Genomic DNA, 24103 nt, shown 5'->3' on the forward strand with positions numbered 1-24103 from the left:
TTTGTCGGATGATTTCAATTTCGCACAGGCAGAGGATTTTTTTATGGCTCATGATTTGTGCATTGCTTCTGCCGATCGCACCTGACCCGGTGTTCATGGCACACGCGGCAACCAAGCCGTCTCCGGACAAAGAATCTGTATCTGTGCTTGCCCCGCGTGACGAGCAGGTGCTGACAACGATCACGGTTATGGCGACAGGGTATACTGCAGGCTATGAATCCACTGGAAAAAGACCCAATCACCCGCTGTATGGCATAACCTATTCGGGAGTAAAGGTCCGCAGGGATAGAAACACACTTTCGACGATTGCCGCTGATCCCGAAATATTTCCATTGGGCAGCATCCTGTATATTCCGGGCTACGGTTACGGGATCGTAGCGGATACTGGCTCAGCAATTAAAGGGAAGAAAATCGACCTGTATTTTTCTACAATTAAGCAAGTATATAAGGAATGGGGCAAAAAGGAAGTGGATGTACAGATCATTAAACTTGGCAATGGAAAATGCACTGAACCGATGATCGCCCAATTTCGGAAAGCGATTGAGGTTCACAAAACCATTCCACCCGAAATACTGGATGAGACGGTAAATATGTAGGTGTTTCTTGAGGTCAAGGATTGCATAATGTGATTCCCGCCTCCTCATACTACTTGAGGGATACAACATCCCACAATTCAAGTCAGGGAGGAATTTCACTGTGAACAATTTTAGCAATCAGCAGCCCGGGGGCCGTCAAGCAAAAAGCAAAATGCCTACAGCTCAGAAAGTTACACAGCAGGCAGGAGGACAATTCTCTTCCGAATTTGCACAGGATAACAACGTCCCTCTTGTAGCTAAGCGGGTACAGCAATCGGCGCAGAACAAAATTCAGGATAACTTTAAAACTCCGAACGAAAAGTTTTCGTCCGAGTTTGCTTCTGAAACTCAAGGCACGCTTCGTCAAAAAGCACAGCAATCGAAACACAGTAAAATTCAGGATAACTATAAAACCCCGAATGAAAAATTTGACGAAGGTTTTGACAGCTAATCATCTGACTTGATGAATTTTTATTTTAATGGCCCCCGGTGATCATCGGGGGCCTGGATTTTATAATGAGTGTTGTACATAAGCGGCTGTATCCCGCACAGTATCAGGTTTTATCTGCTTTTATGTTGATTTTAATGTGAGATTAAGGTTTAAAGTTCAATATAAAGACAGTTGATCACGAATTATTTGCCAAGCGAAAGTTTAGGAGGAGATATATGATGGATGAGTTCAACAAAAACAACAATAGCGGACGCCGTGAAGAAGATGAATCCGAACGAAATCATGAAGCTCGGCAGCCGGAAGGCAATGATTCTTCCTATTATTATTCTTACGGCCCTTTTTCATCCATGAACGCTGAAGATAAACGCGCGAATAACGGGGTGCAAGAGCGTACCGAGGTCGAGGTGACGGAGCCTGCTCCGGTTAAACCTGTACCGAAGCTTCATAGCAGTGCTTCCCAGGATTATTCAAATCGAAACCGTCAGGAAGGCAATTGGCAGTTCAAACAGAAGAAGCCCAAGTCTGTTTTTAAAACAGCCTTCCTGTCGTTTGTGGCAGGCATGCTGGTCATTACGGTTCTGATGTATACGGCTGACCGTATGAATCTGTTCACCGGCGATGCGGCTGAATCTGTGTCTGTTCCAGCCAGTTCGTCAAGCACCTTAAGCAGTAACAGCGGCTCAAATGCCGTTGCCGCAGTGATGCCTGCAGGTACGGCTGACGTTCAGTCTGTTGTAAAAACGGCCAGCCCCGCAGTCGTCAAGATCGAGACGCTGGCCCGCCAGTCAAGCAGCAGTCGCCGCAACAGCCAGTTCGATGACCCGCTGTATCAATATTTCTTCGGGGATTCCTTCGGAAACAGAAACCAGAATAACAACAATGGCCAAAGTGGACAGCTGCAGCCGCTTGGCATTGGTTCAGGCTTCATTTTTGACAAAACCGGCTACATTCTGACCAACAACCATGTCATTGATGGAGCGGATGTCGTTCAGGTTACCGTAGAAGGCAATAACAAGCCTTATGAGGCCAAGGTGCTTGGCAGCAGTGCTGATCTTGACCTTGCTGTCCTCAAAATCGAAGGGGACAGCTTCCCGACTGTTTCGCTGGGGGATTCCGATCAGGCCCAGGTAGGTGAGTGGATGGTGGCCATCGGCAACCCGGAAGGCTTTGAACACACGGTTACAGCCGGCGTGTTGAGCGCAAAGGATCGTACGATTACAATTAACGATGAAAGTACAGGACAGCCTAACGAGTATAAAAATCTGATTCAGACGGACGCCTCTATCAATCCCGGCAACTCCGGCGGCCCGCTGCTGAATCTCAACGGTCAGGTGATCGGTATGAACGTGGCGGTAAGCGCGGATGCTCAGGGTATCGGTTTTGCCATCCCGTCCAATACGATCAAGAACGTACTGGATCAGCTGAAAAATAATCAGGAAATTCCGAAAGAGCCTGTGCCGTTCATCGGTGCCAGTCTGATTGATCTGACGTCACAAGTGGCAAGCCAGATGGGTACTTCGCTCAAAGAAGGCTCTGTTGTTGGCGAGGTCGTATACAAATCTCCTGCTTATGACGCCGATCTCCGCCCTTACGATATTATCATTGGTGCAAATGGCAAGAACTATGCGACAGCACAGGATTTGATCGATTTTATCCAGTCTCAGAAGGTTGGAAGCAGCATTACCTTGAACATTGAACGTAATGGGCAAAAAACGGATTTGACTGTGAAAATCGGCAACAAGAACGATTTTGCATCACAGTTGAATCAAAACAGCGGCCAGTAACAAGGCCAACAGCGGAGCGGAAGGGCATTCCTTTCGTTCCTTTTTTCTTGCAGAGGGCTGTTGGATTTAGGTAGAATGCTCCTGTTACAATAAGCTTGAATAGATAAAAAAGGAGTTTGATCCGGCATGCGTTCCAAAGTACTTATCATTGATGATGATGAAAAAATTGTTTCTATGCTGCGCAGAGGTTTGGCGTTTGAAGGATATGAAGTAACAACTGCCGCTAATGGTGCGGAAGGATTGAATCAGATGCTGGTCGACGAGCCCGATCTTGTGGTGCTGGATGTGATGATGCCCCAGGTTGACGGGTTCGAGGTATGCCGCAGGTTAAGAGCCGCTGGAAGCACCGTGCCCATACTGATGCTGACCGCCAAGGATGAGGTGGAGAATCGTGTCAAGGGGCTGGATATCGGCGCTGACGATTATCTGGTTAAGCCCTTTGCGCTTGAGGAGCTGTTGGCCCGGGTACGTGCGCTGCTGCGGCGGAAGACAGAACAGCACGAAGGGGGCGGACATAAGCTGGTGTTCGAGGACCTTATGCTGGACAATGATTCGCGGGAGGTTATCCGCGGGGGCCATCGGCTGGAATTGACGGCCAAGGAGTTTGAGCTCCTGAACCTGTTTATGCAAAACCCCAAAAGGGTGCTCTCCAGGGATCTCATTATGGATAAAATTTGGGGTTATGATTACAGCGGCGAATCCAATGTGCTGGAGGTGTACATTGCGATGCTGCGGCAGAAGACGGAGGAGCACGGAGGTAAACGATTGATCCAGACTATACGGGGGGCCGGCTACATCTTGAGAGGTGACTCATAGTATGTCCATACGATGGCGGCTGACAGCCTGGTATTCAAGTATATTGGCCATCGTGCTTGTCATATTCGGTGTTGCCATTTACGGGCTTGTATATTATTCAACCTACAGTGAATTGAAAAGCTCGGTGCAACAGGAAGCGCTGCGTATCCAGCAGCAATTGAAGGTGACGATTAACGGGGACTTTTTCGGGGGTACAGAGCCCAATCTTGACTTTAACCTGGATAGAAGACTGGACGACACGGAGGTCTACGTTCAGATTTACAACTACACCTCAGGTGTGCTGAAGACGTCAGCGAATCTGCAAGGCATACAGCTGCCCGTGCCTTCGACACCGAAGGGGGCGTATGCCAGCAAGGGCTTCAAGAAAGTAAGCGAAAAGGGGAACTCATTCCTGATTTATTACCAGCCCCTGATCCTTGAGGACAACAATAAGGTGGTCGGACTGCTGCAGGTTGCGCAGCTGACCAATTCCCAGGACAGGCTGCTGCAAAGACTGGAGAATGTGCTCGTGTACGGCTCGCTGGTCGCCTTGTTTGCTGCGGCGACGTCCGGGCTGTTCCTGGCCCGCAAGTCCATGAGCCCGCTGGTGAAGGTTATAGAAGGCGCCAATCAGATTCAGTCCGGGGATGATCTGAGCGTCCGTATTGAATACGACGGCCCGCCTGACGAGATTGGACAGCTGATCGCCACGGTGAACAAGATGCTGGGGCGGACGGAGGTATTTTACAAGGAGCTTGAGGATGCTTATGCCGCACAGCGTCGCTTTGTGGCGGATGCATCCCATGAGCTGCGTACCCCGCTGACGACGCTGCGCGGCAATGTGGACTTCCTGGAAAAGCTGTGGACCGCCCAGCCGGAAGAACGGCCGGATATGGACGAACAGACGATCCGAAAGCTGTCGCTGGAGGCCATTGAGGATATGGCGGACGAAGGGAAGCGGATGAGCAGGCTGGTTGGTGACATGCTGTCGCTGGCCAGAGCGGACACGGGCCAGACCTTTGAAAAAAGGCCGACTGCCCTGCAGCCGCTCGTCACGGAAGTGGCGCGGCGGGCGCAATTTTTGGAAAGAAGCGCGGACTGGATCGTGGGGGATTTTTCATTCCTGAACGGGGTTTATCTGGAAGGAAACAAGGATTATCTGCAGCAGATGCTGTTTATTTTTATCGATAATGCTTTTAAATACACGCCTGAAGGCAATGTGCGCCTTGACGCGATTCTGTATCAGGGCCAGGTCGGGCTGCGGATCAGCGATACGGGAATCGGCATGGATAAAGATGAAGTGCCTCACATTTTCGAACGCTTCTACCGGGCTGACGAATCCCGCGGAGTGACGGAAGGAATCGGGCTCGGACTGTCCATCGCCAAATGGATCATCGACGAGCACCACGGCTCAGTGGAGGTGGTTACCCGCCGCGGTGAAGGAACGACCTTTGTCATCTGGCTGCCTGTGAGCTTTTCCGCCCCGCTTGAATAAGGTATAATGGGGAATGGCCCTATCACATTCAGGCTTACAGAAAGCAGGTGCTAAATTTGGAAGTACTGAAAATCTCGCCGCGCGGCTACTGTTATGGAGTAGTGGACGCCATGGTGATGGCCCGGCAGGCGGCCAAAAACCTGGATCTTCCGCGGCCTATATATATACTTGGCATGATTGTGCACAACAGCCATGTCACCCAATCGTTTGAAGAGGAAGGCATCATTACGCTGGACGGACCCAACCGGGTGGAAATTTTGCAGAAGGTAGACAGCGGTACTGTTATATTCACAGCCCATGGTGTCTCTCCCGAGGTCAGGAAGCTCGCCAGGGAGAAGGGACTCACTACGGTGGACGCCACCTGTCCTGATGTAACGAAGACCCACGATCTGATCCGGGACAAGGCTGCCGATGGATACGAGATCATTTATATCGGCAAAAAAGGGCATCCCGAGCCTGAAGGCGCGATCGGAATCGCTCCAGACCATGTGCATTTAATTGAGCGGGAAGAGGAAATCGCCAGCCTCAATGTGGAGTCCGAGCGCATTATTATTACGAATCAGACGACGATGAGCCAATGGGACATCAAGCATATTATGAAAAAGCTGCTGGAGAAATTCCCGGGAGCCGAGGTTCATAATGAAATCTGCCTTGCGACCCAGGTGCGCCAGGAGGCCGTAGCCGAGCAGGCGGGACAGACAGATTTGGTCCTCGTGGTCGGTGATCCGCGCAGCAACAACTCCAACCGGCTTGCACAGGTTGCTGAGGAAATTGCCGGGGTTAAGGCTTACCGCATATCAGATATAACGGAGCTGAAGCGCGAATGGCTCGAAGGGGTGTCCAAGGTTGGTATTACGTCAGGCGCCTCAACCCCTACCCTGATCACGAAGGAAGTCATCCAATATCTTGAGCAGTATGATCCGGAAAAACCGGAGACATGGGAAATCAAACGCACGATCGATAAACGCAAAATTTTACCGCCTGTAAGGGAGAAAACCAAGAGTTCATCCTGACGTGGTCGCTTTAATGAAAGCGGAGGAGCAGCACAGACTGTTCTTCTGCTTTTTCGTGTTTGTAATGAGTCTAAGAAAGAAATTGACGAGCAAGGGTCAATCTGATATGATTACTTTAATGAATAAAAGCTTAAAAGCGAACAAGCGTTTAAGTGTGAAAATATATAAATCAACCTTAACTATTGAAGGGACGGAACCAAATGATTGTTATTGCAAGCAAGAATACACCAGCAGAGCAAATTCAGGACATTGTGGAAGTGATTGAAAAGGAAGGGCTGCAGGCTCATGTCTCCCATGGAGCGGATCGGACTGTCGTCGGCCTGATTGGCAGTGTGGCGCCGAAGCTGGCCGAGCATTTGCGACAGATGAAGGGAGTCGAAAATGTCGTTAAAATTTCGAAATCCTACAAGCTGGCAAGCCGTGACTTTCATCCTGATGACACGGTCATCTCCATCAAGGGTGTAAACATTGGCGGCGGCGAACTGGTGGTTATGGGCGGGCCGTGTGCCGTGGAATCTGCAGAGCAAATTGATGAGATTGCCGGGCTGGTCAAAGCGGCGGGGGGACAAGTACTCCGTGGAGGGGCATTCAAGCCGCGTACCGGCCCTTACAGCTTCCAGGGCGTTGGCGTAGAGGGACTGATCATGATGGCAGAGGCGGGCGAGAAGCACGGCCTGCTGACCATTACGGAGGTCATGACTCCGGAGTATGTCGATATCTGTGCGGAATACGCCGATATTTTGCAGGTCGGTACCCGTAACATGCAGAATTTTGACCTGCTGCGCAAGCTGGGAACGTGTGGCAAGCCGGTTCTGCTTAAACGCGGCTTCAGCGCTACATACGATGAGTTTCTGAATGCCGCCGAATATATTCTTGCCGGCGGCAATCCGAATGTCATGCTGTGCGAGCGCGGAATTCGAACCTTTGAGAACTACACCCGCAACACTTTGGATCTGTCGGCTATTCCCGTGCTGCAGCAGCTCAGCCATCTGCCGGTCATTTCCGATCCAAGCCATGGAACGGGCCGCAGGGAACTGGTGGAGCCGATGACCAAGGCCTCGGTGGCCGCAGGGGCGGACGGCTTGATCATTGAAATGCACACCGATCCGGACAATTCCATGACAGGAGACGGTGTTCAGTCGTTGTTCCCCGATCAGTTTGCCGGCCTTCTCCGGGATCTGGAGAAGCTTGCCCCTATCGTAGGCAAAGCATTCGCAACGGACAAAGAACCATTGGAGTTATTCCCTTCCAGCGTTAATGTATAAAAGCGATGCTGTAAAAAGCAAAAAAACGCCCGAATACGCCTGAATACGGCGTTTTTTGGGCGTTTTTTACATCCGATAACCGTGTCAAAAACGTGAGCATAGCTGACATGCTTTTAAAAAATACCTGACATAGCACTTGACCCATGTCACATTTGAGCTTTATAATGACGACAGAAAAATAATTTGATCATGAACATTTTTTGCGTGAAATTCGTTTAATGTTCGGGAAAATTGGGAGGAAGAAGACATGTCCGTTGAAAATGTTTTAAAAACGATCCAGGAAAACAATATTGAGTGGGTGGACTTCCGTTTTGTTGATCTCTCCGGTCGTACACATCATATTTCGCTTCCGGCTTCCGCAGTAGATGAAGAGACTTTTGTAAATGGTGTGGCTTTCGACGGATCTTCCATTCCCGGTTACCGTGGTATCGAAGAATCCGACATGGTTATGATGCCTGATCCGGAGGCCTGCTATGTAGACCCATTCACGCAACATCCGACACTGAACGTGATGTGTAATATCGTAACACCTGACGGCGAAAAATACGATCGCGACCCTCGCGGCATCGCGGTTAAAGCTGAAGAGTTCCTGCAGAAAAGCGGTGTAGGTACAGCTGCGTTCTTCGCACCAGAGTCCGAATTTTTCATTTTCGACGACGTTCGTTATGAGAGCGGCATGAACACCTCTTCCTATGTGGTGGACTCCGAAGAAGCGGTATGGAACACGAACCGCAAGGAAGATGGCGGCAACCTGGGCTTCAAGATAGGCGTAAAAGCCGGTTATGTTCCGGTTGCGCCTGTGGATACACAGCAGGATATCCGCAGTGAAATGTGCCGATTGCTCGAAGAAGCCGGCCTGAGCATCGAACGTCATCACCATGAGGTTGCAACAGCCGGCCAGGCGGAAATCAACTTCCGTTTTGACACCCTGCGAAAAACAGCGGACAACCTGCTGGTTTATAAATACATCGTGCATAACACTGCACGTCAATACGGCAAAGTGGCAACATTCATGCCAAAACCGCTGTTTGGAGACAACGGAAGCGGGATGCATGTTCACCAATCCATTTTCAACGGCGACAGTCCTTTGTTCTATGAAAAGGGCGCATACGCTAACCTGAGTGAAATGGCATTGAACTACATCGGCGGTATCCTGTACCACGCTCCGGCGCTGATCGCTTTGACAAACCCAAGCACCAACTCTTTCAAACGCCTGGTGCCTGGTTATGAAGCGCCGGTAAACCTGGTGTTCTCCAAAGGCAACCGTTCCGCTGCGGTACGTATTCCGGTTGCTGCTGTAACACCTAAAGGCTGTCGTATCGAGTTCCGTACACCGGACTCCACAGCCAACCCTTATCTGGCATTCTCGGCAATGCTGATGGCTGGTCTGGATGGTATCAAACGCAAATTGAATCCAATCGAACTGGGCTATGGTCCTCTGGATACGAATATCTATGAGCTGTCTGATGCCGAAAAAGCGAAAATCCGCAGTGTTCCTGGAACACTCGATGAAGCTCTGGACGCTTTGGAAGCAGATTACGAGTTCCTTACAGAAGGCGGAGTCTTCACAAAAGACTTTATCGACAACTACATCCAGTTCAAGCGTAATGAAGCTAAGGATGTTGCGATTCGTGTTCATCCACATGAGTTCAGCCTCTACTTCGACTGCTAAAATTGCACTTATACGCTGGTCCCTCGTTTGTCGGGGGGCCTTTTTAATTGAGGCATCAGGGCTTCAAGATGTAAAGTGAACAGTTTCACAAAAAAGTGACTTCTTGCTCTTGATCAGCCTGTTGATTACTGCTATTATAAGCGTTAATATTTGCACTGCTTTACCGCAGCAAACAGGTCCATATATCAAAACTTCACATGACATGTAATGGTTGATTGCCGTATGCAGACGAAAGGACGGGGGAAAGTTGAACAAGAGAGCCTATAATTTTAACGCAGGTCCTGCCGCGCTGCCCTTGAAGGTGTTGGAGCGGGCTCAGGCCGAGTTTGTTGATTTCCGCGGAACGGGAATGTCCATTATGGAAATGTCGCACAGAGGGGCTGTGTACGAATCGGTGCACAATGAAGCCCAGGAGCGATTGCTTCGCCTGCTGGGCAACCCGGAGGGATATAAGGTACTCTTTCTGCAAGGAGGAGCCAGCACTCAGTTCGCCATGATTCCGATGAACTTCTTGAAGCAGGGGCAGGTTGGCAGCTATGTGATGACAGGCAGTTGGGCTGATAAGGCTCTGAAAGAAGCCAAGCTGTTTGGTGAAACCCATATCGCAGCTTCCTCCAAGGAAGATCAGTATATGCGGATCCCTGATCTGGATAACCTTGAGCTTCCTGAACATACGGCATACCTTCATGTGACTTCAAACGAAACGATTGAAGGTGTGCAGTATCAGAAATATCCCGCAACGGGCCAGGTACCGCTCATTGCCGATATGTCGAGTGACATTCTGTGCCGGCCGGTAGATGTCGACAGGTTCGATATGATTTACGCTGGCGCTCAGAAGAATCTTGGTCCATCGGGCGTCACTGTGGTCATTGCCAAGGAAGAGATGCTGGCTGAGCAGGCTGAGCGTATCCCTGCCATGCTCCGTTACAGTACATTTCTAAAGAACAACTCTCTATACAATACACCTCCGTCCTTTTCCGTTTATATGGTGAATGAGGTGCTGCGCTGGATTGAAGAGGAAGGCGGGCTGAGCGCCATTGAGCAAATGAACCGTGATAAGGCAGCGCTCCTGTACGACCAGATAGATCAAAGCGGAGGCTTTTACAGAGGTTGTGCCGAACCTAAGGACCGCTCTTTGATGAACGTCACGTTCAGACTGGCCTCCGAAGAGCTGGAGAAGCTGTTCGTGAAGGAATCCGAGAAGGAAGGCTTTGTCGGACTGAAGGGACATCGCAGTGTGGGAGGGCTCAGAGCATCCATTTACAATGCGGTTCCTTACGAGAGCTGCCAAGCGCTGGCTGATTTTATGGAGGCTTTCCAGAAACAGCACGGTTAATATGCTATTGAGCATTTACAAAAGGAATGATACGAAGGGGTGCCCTGGTCAAACGGACCTTTTGGGCCCCCTTTTTACACGCATACGGAGGTGTATATTTATGCCATTACACATCGTACTGGTAGAGCCGGAGATTCCGGCCAATACAGGTAATATAGCGAGAACCTGTGCCGCGACCGGCACGCATTTACATCTGGTCAGACCGCTTGGCTTCCGGACGGATGACGCTGCTTTAAAACGCGCCGGGCTGGACTACTGGCATGCGGTGAATATCCATTATCATGATTCATTTGCTGAGGTTCAGAGCCTGTATCCTGACAGCCGTTTTTTCTATGCAACTACAAAATCAGACAAAAAATATACTGATTTTTCTTTTCGTGATCATGATTTTTTAGTGTTCGGAAAAGAGACCAAAGGCCTACCTGAAGATCTGATCAAAGCCAATAAAAGTACATGTATGCGCATGCCCATGACTGATGATGTACGGTCGCTTAACCTGTCCAATTCTGCAGCTATCATCGTGTACGAAGCCCTGAGACAGCTTGGTTTTCCAGGCTTGGAATGAAGTGAAAAGCGTACTGAAAATATATTTTTCAATTAGGTCTAATGATATAGACGCTTACGGACGATAAATATGTAAGGCGCAAAAATTTTTTCGTATTTTGCTTCCGATGAGCTTCTGAAAGAGTATAACAAATTATGCTATGTACAGCAGGATTCGACACAAAAATGGCGAATGTATCAATAGTGTGGAAACCCAAATACATAGATTTCTGAAACAGAGAGGTGTAGTGAAACATATGAAACCTGCTGGCGTTGTCCGAAAAGTGGATCAGCTGGGAAGAATCGTTTTGCCCAAGTCGTTGAGAAAAAGATATCAGATGAATGAAGGTGATCCTGTCGAAATTTTGGTGCAGGGTGATCATATCATTCTGGAGCGCTATCGTCCGAAGTGTGTATTTTGCGGTTCTATGGAGGAGGTAGTCGAATTTAAAGAACGCTACCTCTGCGGTCAGTGCATGTCTGAAATGACTCAACTGCCGAAGAACGCCTGATATTATGACAAAGAGCATCACGCTGTGGTTCACACGTGATGCTCTTTGTATAAAATTTTTAAGGCTTGAGATCGAAATATTTCGATGCTCGGGATGGCAATCCTCTGTCCATTTTTATATACAAAAAATGAATTGCAAGCTGGGGAAGGACTACGATATTATTTCCTTAAAAAGGTTCTGAAACCGGGACAAAACGAACGCAATAAATACTACAATAGCCTGCACTGCGTGAGAAAAACTGGTTTATTTGTGGAAAAAAATACAATTATTATTTAAAACTTCACCTAAAAAACAGCTAGCGCACGGCAGGCAGATTTAAAGGGGAAGGATGTCGTTTTTTGTGAAAACAACGGGAGGTTCGGAAATGAAGAAAGTATGGCAGGTTGTGCTTGTTGATATTCATCCGACGAGTATGCTGGGGACCAAGCTGATTCTTGAGGATCAGCAGGACCTGCTCGTAAGAGGTATGTCTTCCACCGGAACGGAAGCGCTTGAGCTGGTTCGCTCGATTCAGCCGGATCTGGTATTGATTGATTATAAATTGCCGGAAGGAACGGTCGAGCCGTTTCTGACGGAAATGAAGAACATGTCTCCAGGCAGCCATATCGTTGTGATGACCGATGAAGACAATGTGGCTCTGTTTCAGCAGATGACTTCCCTGGGAGCCAGCGGCATGCTGTCGAAGCAGGCCTCAACGAGTCAGCTTATTCATTTAATTAACGGTTTAAGGGAAGGGATCGTGTCTGTGCCCCTTGATTGGGTACGCAACGGAAGCTGGCCTAATATGCCATTGGTGGCGCATGAACCTTTTGACGAGCTTACGGAAACGGAAGTATTTATTATGGAACGGATTGTTCAGGGGATTACATACGACAAAATTGCGCTCGAAATTGAAGTGAGCCGCCGCTCAATCGACAATTATCTGCGCAAAATTTACGCGAAGCTCGGTGTATCCAGCCGTGCGCAGGCGATCGAGCATTTTGCGCTTTATGCGCGTCAGAACAAGCAGTTATACGCTTAAGCACCGGGTATACTCGGTGAATGAACCGAATATGCTGTAGCAGTTCCTCCCGGCTTCGTCCATGGGCGTGCGGTCCGGATGGGGGAAACGACGGATGAAGGCAAGGAGGTTCTATATGCGTTATTCCTTTGCATCACGTACAGTTTCACTTTTATCCTCCCCCTTGCGCCAGATCAGGGAGAATGCGCGTTTGAACTCGTTCATATCTCTTGCTGAGGAGCTTCCAGCACAGGAGCTTTTTCCTGTCAAGCGGCTTGAAGAGGCTGCTCAGGACGTGCTGGCGTCGGGGCCTGATGTGCTCCAATATGGTGAGCCTGAAGGCTTCGGGCCTTTGCGCGAGTGGCTTACCGCCGAGTGGGGGGGCAGAAAGAATGCATTTGTAGCTCCTTCGCAGGTGCTGCTGACGACCGGAACCCAGCAGGCTATCGATTTGGTGGTACGGCTGATGGTGGATGAAGGCGATTCGGTGCTGGTGGAAAATCCTACATCTCCGGGCTGTCTTCAGGTGTTATCGATGCAGGGAGCCAAGGTGATCCCAGCCGTCTCTGACGGGAACGGGCTGCTCGTTCATGAACTGGAGCAGCAGATGAAGCTTCATCGTCCGAAGCTGCTGTTTGCGGCGCCTACTTTCTCCAATCCCACGGGAGGCGTCTGGGATATGGGACGCCGGCAGGACGTGCTTGAGCTGTGCCGGCGCTACAGTGTGCTCTTTGTGGAGGATGATTCCTACGGAGAGCTTGATTTGAATCTTAAGAGAGGGGAAGTACACCCCTCTTTATTTGCGTTGGATGATGGAGGACAAGGGGGACAGGTGCTCTATATCGGCTCATTCAGCAAGACGATAGCGCCTGCGTTGAGAACAGGCTGGGCCGCAGGAGCGTCTCATGTTATCGAAGGCATGACGGTGCTGAAGCAGCTTGCTGATATGCAGTCCAGCACGATGAATCAAAGGCTGCTGCATCGTCTGCTCACTGGGCCCGGCTTTAGCTGGCATGATCACCTTGCCCAGTTGAACAAGGAGTATGCGACAAGGCTAAAGCTGATGCTGGAGCTGCTCAAGCGGCCGCTATGGAAAGAAGTGACCTGGCGTGTGCCGGAGGGGGGCATGTATGTGTGGGCCCGGCTGCCTGAGGGGCTGGACAGCGCCATACTGCTGAAAGCGGCACTGCCGAAGGGAGTGGCCTTTATGCCTGGCGGACTATGTACGGCCGGCAAAGAGGGGGCGTCGTTTATCCGCCTGAATTTCAGTCATCCCGGCCGCGATGAGCTCTTCCTGGGCATGAATCTGATCGGGGAAACGATTGCCGAGTTCACAGCCCGCAGTTGACCGGAAGGCTGCAAATTTACTCCGCTAGGTCCGGGCTCGCTTCTTCAGACATTCCCGCAGTCGGTTCCGCGACCCGGTCGGCCGTCTGCCAGTCCACAGCCGCCGCATGGTCCTTGAGGACAGCGGCATATTCGGTAAGGGCCGCTTCCCCGAATGGTGTCAATGCATATTTTCCGCGCACGATGCGCTGGAACCAGCCATAATAATTCTGCTGCACAATCGACGCGGCGCTGCTGACGGCAGAAGCCCGGGCAAGCTGCGCGGGGGAGGCCTCCCCCAGCGCAGCTAGCGAGGCTGCGACACGCAGCGCCTTCTCACGGTAAGCGGTGACCAGCTTCTGGCGGGTGCTCCCGCCCACATTATAGTCCCCGCTGCGCGCATTGAACTCCCGCAGCAACCGATCCCTGCGGGAGCCGATTCTGGGGGCCGGCTTCACGGTCGCTGCATTGGGAGCGCACAGCACCTCCACCAGCGGCGCTTTTGTTTTATAATGCGTTACCGTAATCAGCCCGATGCCAAGCCTGCGGCACAAATCAACAAGTTCGTTCCAGCGCTGGTTCACCGCGCCTTTCTTGCTGCGGTTGCGCTCCACGGCAACATACACTTCGCTGCTCAGCTTCAAACGCTGTATTCCCTGCAGCAGCAGAGCAAGGTTAAACGTTTTTTTCATCTCTACGATCAGCGGCTCCTGCTGGCCCTGCTTCATCCCTACCAGATCGCAGTTTCTGACCTCACCCTTGATCTCATATCCCCTGGCTTCGAAAAATGCTTTAACCGGTGCATACAATTCCGTTTCCTGCCTGACTGCCATTTCTGTCCGCTCCTTTAATGCTGTCTACTAATGGTTCATTATAACACAGGAGCCGTTTGTTCCTGCCGCAGCCGGTTTATAAATCAGGGTAACAAGTAAAAAAAAGGTCAACATTCCTGTCCGGGTGCATACGTATGTATTACACTTTTGCCTTAAAAAGATACGAACTTTTACAGTCCGGTTGTCGGGAACATGATTAAGGAAGCCATGGGAGGTACGACATGAAGATTTTTGAGCGAGTTGCGCAATATCAGGCGGAGAGCGAACGGCTCGCCTGGGCCGGTACTTTTCGGGATTACATCGAAATTCTCAGCAAGGACCCTACTCCTGCGATGACCGCCCATGCCCGGGTATATGAAATGATCAAATCCTATGGGGTGGACAGTTCCGGACCATACAAGGGATACAAGTTTTTTGAACAGGAGCTTTTCGGTCTGGACAGGGCCGTTGAAAAGCTGGTGGAGGAATATTTTCATTCTGCGGCCAAGCGGCTGGACGTCCGCAAGCGCATTTTGCTGCTTATGGGGCCGGTCAGCGGTGGCAAATCAACGCTCGTTGCCATGCTGAAACGCGGGCTTGAGCAGTTTTCCCGCACTGATAAAGGAGCTGTTTATGCCATAGATGGCTGCCCCATGCATGAGGAGCCCCTGCATCTCATTCCTCATGAGCTGCGGCCGGAGGTGGAGCAAGAATTGGGGGTGCGCATCGAGGGGAATCTGTGCCCTTCTTGTCAAATGAGGCTGCGGACGGAGTATGACGGCAACATTGAGAACGTAAAGGTCAAAAGAGTGCTCATTTCCGAGGACAACCGCGTCGGCATCGGAACGTTCAGCCCCTCGGATCCGAAATCCCAGGATATTGCCGATCTAACCGGCAGTATCGACTTTTCCACCATTACGGAATATGGCTCGGAATCCGACCCGCGCGCCTATCGTTTTGACGGAGAATTGAACAAAGCGAACCGCGGACTGATGGAGTTCCAGGAGATGCTCAAATGTGACGAGAAATTTCTGTGGAACCTGCTGTCCCTGACCCAGGAGGGCAATTTCAAGGCAGGACGGTTTGCACTGATCAGTGCCGATGAGCTGATCATTGCCCACACGAATGAAGCGGAGTACAAATCGTTCATCGCAAACAAGAAAAACGAGGCTTTGCAGTCGCGGATGATTGTCATGCCGGTCCCGTACAATCTGAAGGTCTCCGACGAAGAGAAGATTTACCACAAGCTTATTCAGCAAAGCGATATGAAGCATGTGCACATCGCACCGCATGCGCTCAGGGCGGCTGCGATCTTCTCCATATTGACACGCCTTAAGGAGAGTAAAAAGCAGGGCATGGATCTGGTCAAGAAAATGCGCATGTATGACGGGCAGGAGGTCGAGGGTTATAAGGATGCCGACCTGAAGGAAATGCAGAATGAATTTCTGGAGGAGGGCATGTCCGGTGTCGATCCGCGTTATGTCATCAACCGGATTTCTAGCGCCCTGATCAAGCAGGATCTGGAATGTATCAATGCGCTTGATATATTGCGTGCGATTAAGGATGGGCTGGATCAGCATGCCTCCATCACCAAGGAGGAGAGGGAGCGTTATCTAAACTTCATCTCCATCGCGCGCAAGGAATACGACGAACTGGCCAAAAAAGAAGTGCAGAAGGCGTTTGTTTATTCTTTCGAGGAATCGGCCAGAACCTTGTTTGAGAACTATATGGATAATATAGAGGCGTTCTGCAACTGGACGAAAATCCGCGATCCGCTCACGGATGAGGAGATGGACCCGGATGAGCGGTTAATGCGTTCCATCGAGGAGCAGATCGGTGTGTCCGAAAATGCCAAAAAAGCGTTCCGTGAGGAAATTCTGATCCGGATCTCGGCGTATTCCCGGAAGGGGAGAAAATTCGAGTACCATAATCATGACAGGCTGCGCGAGGCGATTGAGAAAAAGCTGTTTGCGGATTTGAAGGATATTGTGAAGATCACAACTTCAACCAAGACGCCTGATGCAGATCAGTTAAAGCGCATGAATGAAGTGATTAAAAGACTCGTGGAGGAGCACGGCTATACGGCCACCAGTGCCAATGACCTGCTGCGTTATGTGGGGAGTCTGCTTAACCGGTGAACGAGCACTGTGAGACGCTCCGAGAACGAAGCATTCCTACCATCGCTGTTGACCCTCCGGGCCAAAGGCGAACGCTGTCGCTTTTCCGGAATGGCTTCGTTCTCTACGCTGTTCCGTGCATTCCCCTACTTAACGGCATATATGGAAAAAAGAGCGATTATTGGTGGGAATTCGACCACCAATAATCGCTCTTTTTAGAAACCTGAAGTGATGTGGAACAGCCCTAATCAGGTGCGATAACCTGACATGCCGAATAAGCTTTGAAGCCTTGAAACGTCATAGAGTATAATGTTCGAAAACGAAGGCAGGCAGAGCTTGGAGTGATTGAACCGATGGAAGTGATCTTGGTGGTGGAGGACGAACTATCCATTTCGCGGGTATTAAAGGCGTATCTTGAAAAGGCTGGTTACCTTGTCGAGCAGGCATTTACAGGCAGAGAGGCGTTAAGCAGGGAGCAAATGCTCAAACCAGCCTTAATATTACTGGATGTCATGCTTCCGGATTATGACGGGTGGTTTCTGCTTGAGGAAATACGCAGGCACAGCCAGTGCCCGGTCATTATGCTTACGGCGCTCGGGCAGACGGATCATAAGCTGAAAGGCTTGGATCTTGGAGCAGATGATTATATCACGAAGCCTTTTGTCGGCGAAGAGGTTGTTGCGAGAGTCCGAACCGTTCTGAGACGCAGCAACGGCGCACAGAATCAGGACCAGCGCAGCTTCGGGAGTCTGAAGGTGAACTTTATGGCTCATTCGGTGCATTTGGGAGACGGAGAGCTGCATTTTACGCCCCGGGACCTGGCGCTGCTGTTATTTTTGGCCAAGCACCCGAATCAGACCTTTACCCGTAATCATCTGCTGGACCAGGTATGGAGCATGGACTATGACGGCAGTGACCGGGCCGTGGATTTGGCGGTGAAACGGATTCGCAAAACGCTGGAAGGCTGGCCGGCGGAAGAGGGAGAAATCCGCACATTACGGGGATTGGGGTATCAGTTCTGTGTTCAGGAATCGTAGAGAGAAAACTTCGCTGCTTCGCTATTGGACTACACGTTATTTGCTGACTTTATGTATAGGCCTGCTTACGATCGGTATTCTATCATTTGGCGGATTACGATATTACGAGCAGCAAAAGCAGCTTGATTTTATGGAGCTGCTCGCTGCCGAGATGGCGGACCGGATTGTGGACGATTATGGGCAGATGAGGCTTGGACCGGAGTTATTCCGGGATATGGAGCGAAGACGACGAATGATTCCGTTTAACGAAGCCCCGAGATTTCTCATTCTGGATAAGGACAAGCAGATCCTGTCCGGCAGCTTTCCCGAACTGCCTCACAATTTGCTTGAGAAGGTGGAGAGCATTATCGGCACCAGCAACAGGGTGGAGATGATCGCCGCAGGTCCCCGTCCCGGAATAAAATTTTACGCAGTGCAAAAAGAAATCCGGTATAACGACAAAACTGTTGGCTGGGTGGTCATCCTGCAGCCGGAAAAAGTTCTGGTCGGCGATCCGTGGCAGCTGCGAATGCTGGTCATCCTGCTGCTTAGTCTTGGGCTGCTGGGCTGGGGAGTCATTTATCTGCTGACCCGCAAGCTGTCCCATCCGATCGGTGTGCTGGCGGAAGCAGCCGAACAAATTGTTGCGGGCAATTATGACGTAAAGCTGCAAAAAGACGTCAGGGAGCGTGAATTTTACGAGCTGATGACCTCGTTTGAGGAAATGGCGGACCGCTTAAAGCATCTGGAGCATATGAGAACTGAACTGCTGGCAGGTGTAACCCATGAATTGAAAACACCGGTCACCTCCATCAGCGGATTGATTCAGGCGGTACAGGAGGACATTGTCACAGGCGATGAAGCTAAGGAGTTTCTCGCCATCTGCCGTAAAGAAACGGACAGGCTGCAAAGCATGGTGGAGGATCTGCTCGATTTCAACTCATTTGCAACCGGAGACGTTAAGGTTCACAAAGAACATACCCACATGAATGAGCTGCTGAGCGAGCTTGTCCGGCAATGGCAGATGATACAGGATGCCGACGAGGTTGACATTCAGCTGAGCTTGCCCTGCAAGGAAATCCTGCTGGATACGGATCCTTTACGGGTGCAGCAAATTTTGTACAATTTGCTGAATAATGCAAGGCAGGCAGCCGTCCATAAGCCGGCTAGAATTGAAGTCGCCTTGTCTGATGAGAACGGGAAGGCACAAATTGACGTTACAGACTGGGGAGCCGGTATTCCACAGGTGGAGCAAGCGCTAATATTTGAAAGATTTTATCGTGGGAAAGACAAGAAGAATATCGTACGTGGACTGGGAATTGGCCTTCCGTTCAGCCGGATGATGGCCAGATCCCTCGGCGGCGATTTGGTGCTGCGGCAAAGCGACAGCGGGATAACCGTTTTTCGTGTAGTCCTGTGCGGCACCAATAAAACAGAAGAGTAACAACAGGATGTCTCGACCGAACGGGTTGGGGCATTCTTTTTTTGTTAAGTTGGACATCTGTTTGACACATTTCATTTCTAGAATGACCAGGAAAAGAGCAATACAAAGGAGATGATGAGGTTATGAAAAAGCAGGCGGCCGCAGCAGTGCTGTTGTGCACTTTGTCGGTAAATGTCCTGCCTGCCCATGCGGAGACGGCTGTGGCGGGCGAAACGAGTAAGGTTGTGGCTTCCGGCACCTCGGCCTCTGTTGCCGCTGCGTCTGCAGCCGTGTCGGTGGCAGAGGCGACCTACGCGGGTGAATCGGACTTGACGCTTGCAGAGGCGATTCAGCTCGGGATTGAAAACAGCTACAGCCTGCAGCAAGCGTTAAATACATATAAACGCAACGGCATTTCTCTCGAAAATGCAGCCGACAATTTGGAGTATATTCCCACGGATGGCTCAGGAAACGCTGAGGCTGTTTCGGCATGGAAAAGCTATACGCAGTCCAATATGTCGTATATCGCGGCATCCAAAAATATCGACACAGTAAAACAGCAGATCGCATACAGCATGGTGCAGGCTTATTACAAGGTGCTGTCGGCGGAAAGCAGCGTGAAAGAAGCCGAGGAGTCGCTTGATATTGCCCGTTCGGAAGAGAAGGCGGCGGTTGCCAAGGCGGAGAAAGGCAAAATTTCCGTCACCGAGAACAAGTCTGTGATCCAGGCCCGTATTGAGGCGGAGCAAGCGCTGGCAGCAGCGCAATCGGCACTGGTTCAGGAACGCGAGGCTCTGAATCATGCCATTGGCGCGGAGACGGATACTGTCTATAATCTGACCGATCGCGCTGTATACATACCTCTGCAGAAGCTTGACCTGGAGGCATACACACAAAAAATGATTAGTGAGGACCCGACCATATGGGACAAGGAGCAGAATGTGGAGTCCGCTAAACTGGATCTTAAGTTTTTTTCCTACAACAGTGATGGAGATTTAGAGCTGACCGAGATGAGTGTGGATGAAGCTAATCAGGCACTGACACAAAGTAAAAGGGAGCTCGCGGAATCCACCAGCAGCACTTACTACAATCTGCAAAATTTACATGATCAGTATGATCAGCAGCAGACTACTCTGGCGACAGCACAGGACGCGCTGAAGCTGGCCGATAAAAAATACGCGCGCGGCCTGATCACCAAGCTGGAGGTCAAGAAGGCGGAGCAAAGTGTAAACCAGGCACAGCGGAAGCTGGAAGATATGGTATTGCAAATCGACGAGGCACAGCGGGTATTGGATCAGCCTTGGATTTCATAACGGAATAAAACAAGCTGTTTTTAAATAATGGAGGGAAAGTCGGATGGCAGAATCGGCAGTGGCGGACCCGCTAAGCGGGTTAAGAAGAAGACGCAGGAAAAAAACGCTTATCATTTCGGGAATTGTGGTAGTCGCTGCAGCAGCAGGAGTGTACGGTTATCTGAAAATGAATGAGCAGCCGGCCATGACCCCTGTGAACCAGACGGTTCAGGTGCAGCGCGGGGACGTAAGCAAGACACTGGAAGTTACCGGTACGGTGGAGGCGTCCAAGGAGATCAATTTGAATTTCACCTCTTCGGAGGATACCAAGCTGACGGGGGTCAATGTTAAAGTTGGCGATGTAGTCAAAGCCGGACAGGTGCTTGCGCGGCTCGACAGCACTGATGCCGGGCAGGCGGTACGGGAAGCTGAAGCCAATCTGGAAGTCGCCAAAGCGAACCTGGCGGAAGCCCAGGAAACAGCAACGGCCGCAGAAATCGACCAGCAGCAGGCCAGCGTAGACAAGGCGGAACTGACGCTTGAGTCGGCGAAAAATTCCACGGATGTGCAATCCGCCAAGATGAGCTTGGATAAGACCGAGAAGGCGCTGGCATCCGCCCAGCAGGAGCTGGAGGATCAGCAGTATTTGTATGATGCAGACGCCATCTCGGCCTCGGAGCTGAAAACAGCCCAGGATGCGGTAGACAGTGCGCAGGATGAATATGACAGTGCGCTGCTGCAGCACAACAATACGGTAAACTCGAATGAGCAGGCGATCAAGGAAGCTCAGATATCTTATGACTCGGCGGTGGCTCAAATGAAGGAGCTGTTGTCCCCGCCGAAGGAGACGTCACTCGTGCAGGCCAAATCCTCTGTTCAGCAAGCAGAGACGAAGCTTGCGCAAAGTAAAAGCGACCTCGACAAGCTGCTGCTGACGGCTCCGTGGGCCGGGGTGATTTTACAGGTCAATGGCGATGTGGGCACGGCTCCTGAATCACCGTTCATTGTAATGAACAACTCCAATGCAACTACGCTCAATGTCAGCGCGGCGGTGAGTGAAAGTGACATCGGCTCCGTCGAGGTCGGGCAGACTGCCACATTCGTAACGGATACGTATCCGGATGAAACCTTTGCTGGAAAGGTAACCTCCATTTCCCCGGAAGCAACGACAGATTCGGGGGTAACGACCTATGAGGTGAATTTATCGATTACGAACAAGGACGGCAAGCTGAAAACCGGCATGACCATGGACGTAACGATCAATCAGGGCACACACGAAGATGTGCTCTACATTCCTGCAACGGCTCTGATTTCCCGTGGAGATCAGGACGGGGTTATGCTGGTAACGGGCGGACAGCCCAATGCCACGGGCGCGGCCGACAACGGTGAAGCGGGAAATACGGCGGAAAATCAAAGAGGCGGTACCGCCAGACGGCAGGCTGCTCAAGGCAGCAGCGGCGGCATTCAGTTTACGCCTGTGGAGGTTGGATATTATACAGCCGACAAGATTGAAATCACTTCCGGCCTGAGCGAAAACGATACGGTCACCATCCCGGCCCAGACCAGCATTTCGTCCACCTCCAGCAATAATCAGCAGCAGCGCACCTTTATGGGGGGCGGTATGGGAGGCGGCGGATTCCAGGGCAGTGGTGGCGGATTCTCAGGCGGCAGAGCGGGTGGCCGACCATGATAAAACCAGTCATCCAAATCGACGATCTCAGAAAAATATATAAGATAGCGGATCAGGAAATTCATGCGCTGCGGGGTGTAAACCTGAGCATTGAGGAGGGCGATTTCGTCACCATTATGGGCCCCTCCGGGTCGGGGAAATCCACGATGATGAACATGATTGGTTGTCTGGATAAGCCGACATCAGGCCGTTTTTTTCTCGATGGATATTCCATCCTGGATGCCCATGACGATGAGCTTGCTATGATCCGCAACCAGAAAATCGGCTTTGTATTTCAAAGCTTTAACCTGCTGCCACGCACGACAGCAATCTCCAATGTGGAGCTTCCGATGATGTATGGGGGCATCCCTGCCCGTGAGCGGCGCAGGCGGGCTATTGAGGCTTTGAACAGCGTCGGTCTTGGCGAAAGGCTGTACAACAAACCTAATGAGCTGTCCGGCGGTCAGCAGCAGCGTGTCTCCATTGCACGGGCCATCGTCAATGATCCGGTCATCATTCTGGCAGATGAACCAACCGGTGCGCTGGATACAAAAACGACTGCAGATATCATGGGGATTTTCCAACGGATGAACGATAGGGGCAAGACGGTCATCATTGTCACTCATGAACCGGAAATTGCGGCATATGCCAAGCGCAACATTCACTTCCGCGATGGTCAGGTGGTATCGGACGTGCAGGTGCCAAACCGGGTCATTGCCGGACAGAAGGAGTGGGTGCGATGAGCTTCCTGGAAATCATCCGTGTATCCATCCGCAGCATACAGTCCAACAAGCTGCGCTCATTTCTGACGATGCTGGGCATCATTATCGGTGTCGCTGCGGTGATCGCCATGGTTGCGATCGGTAAAGGCTCGTCCTCAAGCGTAACCTCCCAGATCAGCGGGCTTGGCAGCAATCTGCTCATTATCTCTCCAGGGCAGTCCAGCTCAGGAGGGATTAACATGGGTTTTGGTTCTTCAAATACCCTGAAGCTGAAGGATGTGGTTGCCATTACGGCGGAGGACAGCGTGGCCGGCGCTGTGCCGAGCGCGACCTCCAATCTGCAGGTTGTGGCCGGATCGGAGAACTATAACACAAGCGTGGAAGGCACCGGCATGTCTTTTCTTGAAGTACGCAGCACTTCCGTGCAATCCGGAAGGTTCTTTAACAACTATGAATATAACAATCACGAAAATGTCGCTGTCATCGGCAGCGAGGTGGTAACCAATCTGTTTCCTTCGAATCCGAACCCGATCGGCGAAAGAATCGAAATGAATCAGGTTCCCTTTACCGTGATCGGGGTATTGAAGTCTCAGGGAAGCTCAGGTGTGACCAATAACGATGACCGGATCATCGTTCCAGTAACCACGGCACAGGCCAGGCTGGGCATTAGCACGATCCGGACCATCTATGCTTCCGCCGTATCGGCCGAAGCGATGACCCAGGCGCAAAATGAAATTACCTCGGCATTGCGGACCTCTCACGGACTGATGTCCAGTGAGGAGGATGATTTCCAGATTACCAATCAGTCGCAAATTCTGGAAACCGCAGAGAGCGTAAGCAGCGTCATGACCACTTTGCTTTCAGGTATTGCCGCCATCTCACTCGTCGTTGGCGGAATTGGCATTATGAACATCATGCTCGTATCCGTTACGGAACGGACGAGGGAGATCGGCATTCGCAAAGCGATCGGGGCCAAGCGCGGAGACATCATGCGTCAATTCCTGATCGAAGCTGTTATTCTGAGCCTGATGGGCGGGGTAGCAGGCGTGCTGTTTGGACTGGGCACGGCCAAGCTGCTTGAGAAAGTGGCGAATTTGTCCATCGAGCTGACGCTTGAACCGACCCTTTATTCCTTCCTGTCGTCTATGGCGGTTGGCATTATTTTCGGGGTGTATCCGGCCCGGAAAGCGGCACAGCTGAAGCCGATTGACGCGCTGCGGTACGAATGATCTGACGCTGGATGTTCTTAGACGCTCAAGGAACGAACCATTCCTACCAATGTTGC

At 51.1% G+C, this 24103-nt stretch carries 21 protein-coding genes; 20 read left to right on the forward strand and 1 reads right to left on the reverse strand.

Features of this window, described 5'->3' with window-relative positions; translation table 11 throughout:
* Positions 1-8: 8 nt before the first annotated feature.
* The 13 genes from ACE5LO_RS07970 (at position 9) to ACE5LO_RS08030 (ending at position 13789) form a co-directional block, all read left to right on the forward strand.
* On the forward strand, positions 9-596 hold the full coding sequence (locus tag ACE5LO_RS07970; RefSeq protein WP_375519494.1) for a 3D domain-containing protein: 588 nt from the start codon (positions 9-11) through the stop codon (positions 594-596).
* Positions 597-696: 100 nt separating this feature from the next.
* A complete protein-coding gene (locus ACE5LO_RS07975; RefSeq protein ID WP_375519495.1) occupies positions 697-1026 on the forward strand; it encodes a gamma-type small acid-soluble spore protein in 330 nt (109 codons plus the stop codon).
* A 218-nt stretch (positions 1027-1244) separates the two neighbouring features.
* Positions 1245-2810 (forward strand): S1C family serine protease, encoded by a 1566-nt coding sequence (locus tag ACE5LO_RS07980; protein WP_375519534.1) that lies wholly within the window; start codon positions 1245-1247, stop codon positions 2808-2810.
* 126 nt (positions 2811-2936) lie between these two features.
* The gene (locus tag ACE5LO_RS07985) at positions 2937-3626 is read left to right on the forward strand and encodes a response regulator transcription factor (RefSeq protein WP_375519496.1); all 690 of its coding nucleotides are present in this window, start codon (positions 2937-2939) and stop codon (positions 3624-3626) included.
* Between the two features lies 1 nt (position 3627).
* A complete protein-coding gene (locus tag ACE5LO_RS07990; RefSeq protein WP_375519497.1) occupies positions 3628-5100 on the forward strand; it encodes a sensor histidine kinase in 1473 nt (490 codons plus the stop codon).
* A 56-nt stretch (positions 5101-5156) separates the two neighbouring features.
* Positions 5157-6113 carry a 4-hydroxy-3-methylbut-2-enyl diphosphate reductase gene (locus ACE5LO_RS07995; protein WP_375519498.1) on the forward strand — a complete coding sequence of 319 codons (957 nt, stop codon included), beginning with the start codon at positions 5157-5159 and terminating at the stop codon, positions 6111-6113.
* A gap of 200 nt (positions 6114-6313) precedes the next feature.
* A complete protein-coding gene (aroF, locus tag ACE5LO_RS08000; RefSeq protein ID WP_375519499.1) occupies positions 6314-7378 on the forward strand; it encodes a 3-deoxy-7-phosphoheptulonate synthase in 1065 nt (354 codons plus the stop codon).
* 247 nt (positions 7379-7625) lie between these two features.
* Positions 7626-9050 (forward strand): type I glutamate--ammonia ligase, encoded by a 1425-nt coding sequence (gene glnA / locus ACE5LO_RS08005; protein WP_375519500.1) that lies wholly within the window; start codon positions 7626-7628, stop codon positions 9048-9050.
* 247 nt (positions 9051-9297) lie between these two features.
* Entirely contained in the window at positions 9298-10386 is a 1089-nt protein-coding gene (gene serC / locus ACE5LO_RS08010; protein ID WP_375519501.1) for a 3-phosphoserine/phosphohydroxythreonine transaminase, read from the forward strand.
* 100 nt (positions 10387-10486) lie between these two features.
* Positions 10487-10951, forward strand: a complete 465-nt coding sequence (gene trmL, locus ACE5LO_RS08015) for a tRNA (uridine(34)/cytosine(34)/5-carboxymethylaminomethyluridine(34)-2'-O)-methyltransferase TrmL (protein WP_375519502.1) — start codon at positions 10487-10489, stop codon at positions 10949-10951.
* A gap of 235 nt (positions 10952-11186) precedes the next feature.
* A complete protein-coding gene (locus tag ACE5LO_RS08020; protein ID WP_375519503.1) occupies positions 11187-11441 on the forward strand; it encodes an AbrB/MazE/SpoVT family DNA-binding domain-containing protein in 255 nt (84 codons plus the stop codon).
* A gap of 364 nt (positions 11442-11805) precedes the next feature.
* Positions 11806-12462 carry a response regulator gene (locus ACE5LO_RS08025; RefSeq protein ID WP_375519504.1) on the forward strand — a complete coding sequence of 219 codons (657 nt, stop codon included), beginning with the start codon at positions 11806-11808 and terminating at the stop codon, positions 12460-12462.
* A gap of 115 nt (positions 12463-12577) precedes the next feature.
* Positions 12578-13789, forward strand: coding sequence for an aminotransferase-like domain-containing protein (locus ACE5LO_RS08030; RefSeq protein WP_375519505.1), 1212 nt, complete (start codon positions 12578-12580; stop codon positions 13787-13789).
* 16 nt (positions 13790-13805) lie between these two features.
* Here the strand turns inward: ACE5LO_RS08030 and ACE5LO_RS08035 are convergent, their stop codons facing one another.
* On the reverse strand, positions 13806-14600 hold the full coding sequence (locus ACE5LO_RS08035; protein ID WP_375519506.1) for a DUF2161 domain-containing phosphodiesterase: 795 nt from the start codon (positions 14598-14600) through the stop codon (positions 13806-13808).
* Positions 14601-14821: 221 nt separating this feature from the next.
* Between ACE5LO_RS08035 and prkA the strand changes: the two genes are divergently transcribed.
* From prkA to ACE5LO_RS08070, 7 genes are all read left to right on the forward strand, one after another.
* Positions 14822-16717, forward strand: a complete 1896-nt coding sequence (gene prkA, locus ACE5LO_RS08040; protein ID WP_375519507.1) for an ATP-dependent protease PrkA — start codon at positions 14822-14824, stop codon at positions 16715-16717.
* Positions 16718-17049: 332 nt separating this feature from the next.
* Positions 17050-17733, forward strand: coding sequence for a response regulator transcription factor (locus tag ACE5LO_RS08045; protein ID WP_375519508.1), 684 nt, complete (start codon positions 17050-17052; stop codon positions 17731-17733).
* Positions 17717-19156 carry a sensor histidine kinase gene (locus ACE5LO_RS08050; protein ID WP_375519509.1) on the forward strand — a complete coding sequence of 480 codons (1440 nt, stop codon included), beginning with the start codon at positions 17717-17719 and terminating at the stop codon, positions 19154-19156. The genes ACE5LO_RS08045 and ACE5LO_RS08050 overlap by 17 nt, the downstream gene beginning before the upstream one ends.
* A gap of 122 nt (positions 19157-19278) precedes the next feature.
* The gene (locus ACE5LO_RS08055; RefSeq protein ID WP_375519510.1) at positions 19279-20448 is read left to right on the forward strand and encodes a TolC family protein; all 1170 of its coding nucleotides are present in this window, start codon (positions 19279-19281) and stop codon (positions 20446-20448) included.
* Between the two features lie 43 nt (positions 20449-20491).
* A complete protein-coding gene (locus ACE5LO_RS08060) occupies positions 20492-22117 on the forward strand; it encodes a beta-barrel domain-containing protein (RefSeq protein ID WP_375519511.1) in 1626 nt (541 codons plus the stop codon).
* A complete protein-coding gene (locus tag ACE5LO_RS08065) occupies positions 22117-22839 on the forward strand; it encodes an ABC transporter ATP-binding protein (RefSeq protein ID WP_375519535.1) in 723 nt (240 codons plus the stop codon). The genes ACE5LO_RS08060 and ACE5LO_RS08065 overlap by 1 nt, the downstream gene beginning before the upstream one ends.
* Complete coding sequence (locus ACE5LO_RS08070) at positions 22836-24047, forward strand: ABC transporter permease (protein WP_375519512.1); 1212 nt, start codon at positions 22836-22838, stop codon at positions 24045-24047. The genes ACE5LO_RS08065 and ACE5LO_RS08070 overlap by 4 nt, the downstream gene beginning before the upstream one ends.
* Positions 24048-24103 lie beyond the last annotated feature (56 nt).

The sequence above is a fragment of the Paenibacillus medicaginis genome (assembly GCF_042138635.1).
GTDB lineage: Bacteria > Bacillota > Bacilli > Paenibacillales > Paenibacillaceae > Paenibacillus > Paenibacillus medicaginis.

Excerpts from the sequence above, each read along its gene's own strand:
- ACE5LO_RS07990 (WP_375519497.1), top strand. The coding sequence starts at position 3,628 with ATGTCCATACGATGGCGGCTGACAGCCTGGTATTCAAGTATATTGGCC.
- ACE5LO_RS08035 (WP_375519506.1), bottom strand. The coding sequence starts at position 14,600 with ATGGCAGTCAGGCAGGAAACGGAATTGTATGCACCGGTTAAAGCATTT.
- ACE5LO_RS07980 (WP_375519534.1), top strand. The coding sequence starts at position 1,245 with ATGGATGAGTTCAACAAAAACAACAATAGCGGACGCCGTGAAGAAGAT.
- glnA (WP_375519500.1), top strand. The coding sequence starts at position 7,626 with ATGTCCGTTGAAAATGTTTTAAAAACGATCCAGGAAAACAATATTGAG.
- ACE5LO_RS08025 (WP_375519504.1), top strand. The coding sequence starts at position 11,806 with ATGAAGAAAGTATGGCAGGTTGTGCTTGTTGATATTCATCCGACGAGT.
- ACE5LO_RS08055 (WP_375519510.1), top strand. The coding sequence starts at position 19,279 with ATGAAAAAGCAGGCGGCCGCAGCAGTGCTGTTGTGCACTTTGTCGGTA.
- trmL (WP_375519502.1), top strand. The coding sequence starts at position 10,487 with ATGCCATTACACATCGTACTGGTAGAGCCGGAGATTCCGGCCAATACA.
- ACE5LO_RS08020 (WP_375519503.1), top strand. The coding sequence starts at position 11,187 with ATGAAACCTGCTGGCGTTGTCCGAAAAGTGGATCAGCTGGGAAGAATC.
- prkA (WP_375519507.1), top strand. The coding sequence starts at position 14,822 with ATGAAGATTTTTGAGCGAGTTGCGCAATATCAGGCGGAGAGCGAACGG.
- ACE5LO_RS08060 (WP_375519511.1), top strand. The coding sequence starts at position 20,492 with ATGGCAGAATCGGCAGTGGCGGACCCGCTAAGCGGGTTAAGAAGAAGA.
- ACE5LO_RS07970 (WP_375519494.1), top strand. The coding sequence starts at position 9 with ATGATTTCAATTTCGCACAGGCAGAGGATTTTTTTATGGCTCATGATT.
- ACE5LO_RS07985 (WP_375519496.1), top strand. The coding sequence starts at position 2,937 with ATGCGTTCCAAAGTACTTATCATTGATGATGATGAAAAAATTGTTTCT.
- aroF (WP_375519499.1), top strand. The coding sequence starts at position 6,314 with ATGATTGTTATTGCAAGCAAGAATACACCAGCAGAGCAAATTCAGGAC.
- ACE5LO_RS08030 (WP_375519505.1), top strand. The coding sequence starts at position 12,578 with ATGCGTTATTCCTTTGCATCACGTACAGTTTCACTTTTATCCTCCCCC.
- ACE5LO_RS08045 (WP_375519508.1), top strand. The coding sequence starts at position 17,050 with ATGGAAGTGATCTTGGTGGTGGAGGACGAACTATCCATTTCGCGGGTA.
- ACE5LO_RS08070 (WP_375519512.1), top strand. The coding sequence starts at position 22,836 with ATGAGCTTCCTGGAAATCATCCGTGTATCCATCCGCAGCATACAGTCC.